The 5,097-nt window shown below is 61.3% G+C and carries 6 protein-coding genes; 3 read left to right on the top strand and 3 right to left on the bottom strand.

Annotated elements, in window-relative coordinates; genetic code table 11:
- Together thiC and deoD are read left to right on the top strand one after the other, a co-directional pair.
- The coding region (thiC, locus tag AC5E6N_RS15110) for a phosphomethylpyrimidine synthase ThiC (RefSeq protein ID WP_491748581.1) at positions 1–1,068 on the top strand (1,068 nt) is incomplete at its 5' end.
- 86 nt (positions 1,069–1,154) lie between these two features.
- Positions 1,155–1,862: a purine-nucleoside phosphorylase gene (gene deoD / locus AC5E6N_RS15105; RefSeq protein WP_491748580.1), complete on the top strand. Its 708-nt coding sequence runs from the start codon at positions 1,155–1,157 to the stop codon at positions 1,860–1,862.
- Between the two features lie 79 nt (positions 1,863–1,941).
- On the opposite strand, the gene AC5E6N_RS15100 is transcribed toward deoD, so the two are convergent.
- Positions 1,942–2,748, bottom strand: coding sequence for a DUF2189 domain-containing protein (locus AC5E6N_RS15100; RefSeq protein ID WP_491748579.1), 807 nt, complete (start codon positions 2,746–2,748; stop codon positions 1,942–1,944).
- Positions 2,749–2,992: 244 nt separating this feature from the next.
- On the opposite strand from AC5E6N_RS15100, the gene AC5E6N_RS15095 reads away from it, so the two are divergent.
- The gene (locus AC5E6N_RS15095) at positions 2,993–3,346 is read left to right on the top strand and encodes a YhaZ family DNA alkylation repair protein (protein WP_491748578.1); all 354 of its coding nucleotides are present in this window, start codon (positions 2,993–2,995) and stop codon (positions 3,344–3,346) included.
- A gap of 105 nt (positions 3,347–3,451) precedes the next feature.
- Here the strand turns inward: AC5E6N_RS15095 and AC5E6N_RS15090 are convergent, their stop codons facing one another.
- Together AC5E6N_RS15090 and AC5E6N_RS15085 are read right to left on the bottom strand one after the other, a co-directional pair.
- Positions 3,452–4,723 (bottom strand): TRAP transporter large permease, encoded by a 1,272-nt coding sequence (locus tag AC5E6N_RS15090; protein WP_491748577.1) that lies wholly within the window; start codon positions 4,721–4,723, stop codon positions 3,452–3,454.
- Positions 4,720–5,097 (bottom strand): TRAP transporter small permease (locus tag AC5E6N_RS15085; RefSeq protein WP_491748576.1); only part of this gene is annotated, 378 nt, incomplete at its 5' end. The genes AC5E6N_RS15085 and AC5E6N_RS15090, both read right to left, overlap by 4 nt.

Raw genomic sequence — 5,097 nt, 5'->3', positions numbered from 1 at the left:
AACATCCACAATATCCGTGAATGGATCATCCGCAATTCACCGGTGCCGATCGGTACGGTTCCGATCTACCAGGCGCTCGAAAAGGTGAACGGGATCGCCGAGGATCTGAACTGGGAGGTGTTTCGCGACACGCTGATAGAACAGGCCGAACAGGGTGTCGACTACTTCACCATCCATGCCGGCGTTCGCCTTCACTACGTGCCGCTGACCGCCGAGCGCACCACCGGGATCGTCTCGCGCGGCGGCTCGATCATGGCCAAGTGGTGTTTGCATCACCACAGGGAGAGCTTCCTCTATGAGAATTTCGAGGAAATCTGCGATATCTGCCGCGCCTATGACGTATCGTTTTCGCTGGGAGACGGCTTGCGGCCGGGCTCGATCGCGGACGCCAACGATGCGGCGCAGTTTGCCGAGCTGGAAACGCTGGGCGAGCTGACGCGCATTGCCTGGGACAAGGACTGCCAGGTCATGATCGAGGGGCCCGGCCACGTCCCCATGCACAAGATCAAGGCGAATATGGACAAGCAGCTCGACGCCTGTGGAGAAGCGCCGTTTTACACGCTCGGTCCGCTGACGACCGATATCGCGCCGGGTTACGACCACATAACATCCGGGATCGGAGCGGCGATGATCGGATGGTTCGGCACGGCGATGCTGTGTTACGTGACGCCGAAGGAACATCTCGGCCTGCCGGATCGCGATGACGTCAAGACGGGTGTGATCACCTACAAGATCGCCGCTCACGCCGCCGATCTCGCCAAGGGTCATCCCGCCGCGCAGGCGCGTGACGACGCGCTCTCGCGGGCGCGGTTCGAGTTCCGCTGGGAGGACCAGTTCAACCTGGCGCTCGACCCGGAGACGGCGCGCGATTTTCACGACCAGACCCTGCCGAAGGAAGCCCACAAGGTGGCGCATTTCTGCTCCATGTGCGGGCCGAAATTCTGCTCCATGCGGATCTCGCACGACATCCGCAGCGAGGCTCAGAAGGAAGGCATGGCGGCCATGGCCGCGAAGTTCCGGGAGGGCGGCGATCTTTATGTGAAGGTTGACGACACCCCAAAGGCCTAGCCCCTTGAGGCTTGTCTTGCGGCCGCGGGACGGTTCCAATAAATTTCGAACCGTCCCGCGGCCGGGATTCATGAGGGGAGCGCACGATGACACCGCACAATGAAGCCGGGAAAGGCGATTACGCCGAGGTTGTTTTATTGCCGGGCGATCCGTTGCGCGCCAAATGGATCGCGGAGAACTTTTTTGAAAGCCCGCGCCAGGTGAACGGTGTGCGCAACTGCCTGGGCTTTACGGGCACGTGGCAGGGTATTCCGGTCAGCGTCCAGGCCACCGGCATGGGGCAGCCCTCGACGGCCATATATGTGCATGAACTGCTGGACGTTTACGGTGCAAAAACGCTGATCCGGGTCGGCACCTGCGGAGGCCTAGTCTCGCGCGTCAAGGTGCGCGATCTGATCCTCGGAGCGGCGGCCTCAACCGACAGCGCGGTCAACCGGCATGTCTTTGCCCCCTACACCTATGCGCCCTTCGCGGATTTTGAACTGCTCAGGGCAGCGGACGAATACGCGACGGCTCACATGCTCGAATCCCATGTCGGCGGCCTTCTGTCGTCCGACACGTTCCATGGCGACGATCCGAAAACGGCCTACCAGACGGTCGCCGCCCACAATGTGCTGGCCGTCGAGATGGAAGCATCCACGATCTACACGCTGGCGGCGCGCTTCCAGGCCCGCGCGCTGGCGATATGCACCGTGTCGGATTGCCTCGTCACGGGCGAGCAGATCACGCCGGAAGACCGGCAGTCAACGCTCGCCTCCATGGTCGAGATGGCGCTGACGATCGGCATGCGTTAGGACATGATATAGACATGTCAGGCTCTGCCTCCGGTGCACAGCCTTGGTTTAGAGCATCGGGCGATAATCCAGGCTTGCTCTAACCCCCACCGGCCGGTTCGACAACCTTGCGGTAAAGATGCCATGTCGCATGCCCGAGGATCGGCATGACGATGGCGAGGCCGACGAGGAACGGTATCGAGCCGACAAGCAGGGCAATCGCCACGATCAATCCCCACAGGATCATCGGCAGGGGATTTGCCGCGACCGCCCGCATCGAGGTCTCGACTGCGACAATCGATCCGACATTCCGGTCGACAAGCAGCGGGAATGCAACCACGCCCGTGCACAGCGCGATGAGGGCAAACACAAAGCCGGCCGCATTGCCGATGAGGATCAACGCCCAGCCCTGCGGCGTGGTCAGCACGTCGCCCATGAAGGTGGTCATGGACGCGGGCGCCGCGGCGCCGAAGATGTTTTGATAGATTGCCTGTGCGGCATACATCCAGATCACGAACAGGACGACCAGCATGCCTCCGACCGCCAGGATGGAGCGAAGCGCGGGAGATCGCAACACGCCGAGCGCATGACGCCATGAGGTATCCAAGTGCAGCTCGCGCCGCCGGCTTATCTCGTAAAGCCCGATGGCGGCGATCGGCCCCAGAAGAGCAAAACCCGCCATCAGAGGATAGACGAGCTGCAGCGCGTTGCCGCCCGATGTCCAGGTCAGAAGGACAATGCCGACGACAGGGTAGATCAGGCACAGGAAAACGTAGTGGGACGGTTTCTCGCGGAAATCTTCCAGTCCAAGGCGAAGCGCGTCCATGACATCCGCATAGGCGATCTTGCGGATTTGCGGATGCGCCGCCGGATCTTCCGCATCTGTGACGACACGCGCGTTTCCCATAACCATTCCTCCCTTGGGCGGGTTGCGGATGGTCGCGGCGCGATGGCACCGCCAAGCGTGGTCGGCGGTCACGCGCGGCAACCGGCTTGTGAAGCACTATATCGATGTGTGCCAGATTGTCGCATCACGATATCGGGAAGACTGTGCGGGCTCCTGACACACAGTTGTCAGGAGGCCTGTGATCTACCTAGAGCAAAGGGCGTAGATATGGCATGATTTGATAAGGCCGGAACACCGGCCAACATTGAAGGCTCTCGGCTTTGGCCCGCTCTCGCTCGACCGGTTCACGCTGGACCGGACCACCGTCCGCTTCGGAGACGCGATCCGGTTCGCGGTGGCGCTTCACGCGACGAGCGACAATCCGCAGAACATCGTTGTCGACTACATCGTGCACCATCAAAAGACGAACGGCTCGACATCGCCCAAGGTCTTCAAATGGAAATCGCTGCGGTTTGACGGAAGGGAAACGGTCGCGCTGGAAAAGAGCCACGCCTTCCGCCCGATAACCACGAGAACCTATTATGACAGCGAACATGCGATCGAAATTCAGGCAAACGGCGAAAGCCTCGGCAAGATTGCGTTTACTTTGAAGATGTGAGCCCGTCTTGCGCAATCGTCCAGCGGACGATGGGCCGGTTTTCCCCACCCTTTTTGAGGAAGAGGCCATTGGAAGACAGTGTTGAATGGGCCGGACGATTTTGCTCTAAGCGGCATACGGGATCCATAACGCCAGCCCCTTCCAGAACCAGAGCACAAAAGCGGTTGCCAGCAGGATCAGCGCAAAGGGAAAAGCGCCGCGCACCACTTCGCCGAGTTGCGCCTGGGCGACGCTTTGCAGAACGAACAGGTTCATGCCGACCGGCGGTGTGATCAGCGCCGCCTCGATCAAAACGACAAAGAATATGCCGAACCAGATCGGATCGATGCCCAGAGCCGCCAGCGCCGGAAACAGAACCGGCACCATGATGAGAAGCATGGACAGTGTTTCCAGGAACAGCCCCAAAACCAGCAGCACCGCACCGACGGCGAGGATGAAAAGACCGGCATCACTGAAATGACCGGTCAGAAAGGCCGAAATGTCCTGCGGAATCCGGTAGATCGTGATGGCATAGGAAAAGACCTTTGCGCCGGCCACGATGAGGAAGATCATCGCCGTCGTCTTCATGGAGGCGATGACGGCCTCGCGAAGCAGCCGAAAGGTCATGCGGCGCATGGCGAATGTGATGGCGAGCGCCAGGACAAAACCGACGGCGGCGCTTTCGGACGGCGTCGCGATTCCGAGGTAAATCACGCCGATGATGACCGCGGCCAGCGCAACCGTCGGAGCGGCGCGCAGGCTCGCCATGGCACGTTCGCGCCAGGAGGCTTTCGGCGCGGGCGAACCGTCGTCTTCGAACTTCGATCTCACCATGGCATAGGCGATGAACGCGGCGGTCAGGAACAGGCCCGGACCGATACCGGCAAGAAAAAGCGTCGGGATCGATGTTTCTGTGATGACGCCATAGAGGATCAGCGGGATCGACGGCGGGATCAATATCCCCAGAGTGCCGCCGGCGGCCAGCAGACCGAGCACGAAGGGGCGCGCATAGCCCCGGCTGGTCATTTCAGGGATCGCCACCGTACCGATTGTCGCGGCGGTCGCGACGGACGAGCCCGATACCGCGGAAAACAGCGTGCAGGACAGGATCGTCGCAACGCCCAGCCCGCCCGGCCAGTGGCCGACCCAGCTTTGCACGGCGGCAAACAGATCGCGTCCGACATTGCCCTTCAGGAGCACGTTCGACATCAAGAGAAACATCGGAACGGCAAGCAGTTCGAAACTGTCCATCGTGCCGTAAAGGCGCTGCGGCACCGCATTGAGAGGCAGCGGATAGATCCACAGGAGGAAAACACCGAGGCCGGCCAGCGCGAAGGCGACCGGCACACGCAGGACCAGCAGCGTCAGCAGTCCGCACACGATGAGGATCGTCGTCATCGTACCGTCCGTTGCGGCATCCACAGCCTCACCAGTTCGGCCAGAACCTGAAAACCCAGGATCGAAAAACCGACCCACACGGATGCTTCGGTGAACCACTTCGGCAAGGCGAGATAGGTGTCGGTGGTATGGCCGCGCACCGTCGCGCGGAACCACAATTCGAGCCCGTATCGCACGGTGACGAAACAGACCGTGGCGATCACCGCGAGCCCGAACGTTTCGGCGAGCCTCCTGGCCAGGGTGCCGGGCGTGCGGAAGGCCACATCGATGACGATCAGTTCCCGGTGTTTCAGGACAAAGGCGGCAGACAGATACGCGGCCCATATCTGGCCGATGCGCGCAACCTCGTCGACCCAGACCGTCGGCGACACGAA

This window comes from Hoeflea sp. (assembly GCF_984452065.1).
The sequence above is the reverse complement of the archived record's forward strand: the minus strand, read 5'-3'. Positions and strand labels throughout refer to the sequence as shown.

Excerpts from the sequence above, each read along its gene's own strand:
- deoD (WP_491748580.1), top strand. The coding sequence starts at position 1,155 with ATGACACCGCACAATGAAGCCGGGAAAGGCGATTACGCCGAGGTTGTT.
- AC5E6N_RS15090 (WP_491748577.1), bottom strand. The coding sequence starts at position 4,723 with ATGACGACGATCCTCATCGTGTGCGGACTGCTGACGCTGCTGGTCCTG.
- AC5E6N_RS15100 (WP_491748579.1), bottom strand. The coding sequence starts at position 2,748 with ATGGGAAACGCGCGTGTCGTCACAGATGCGGAAGATCCGGCGGCGCAT.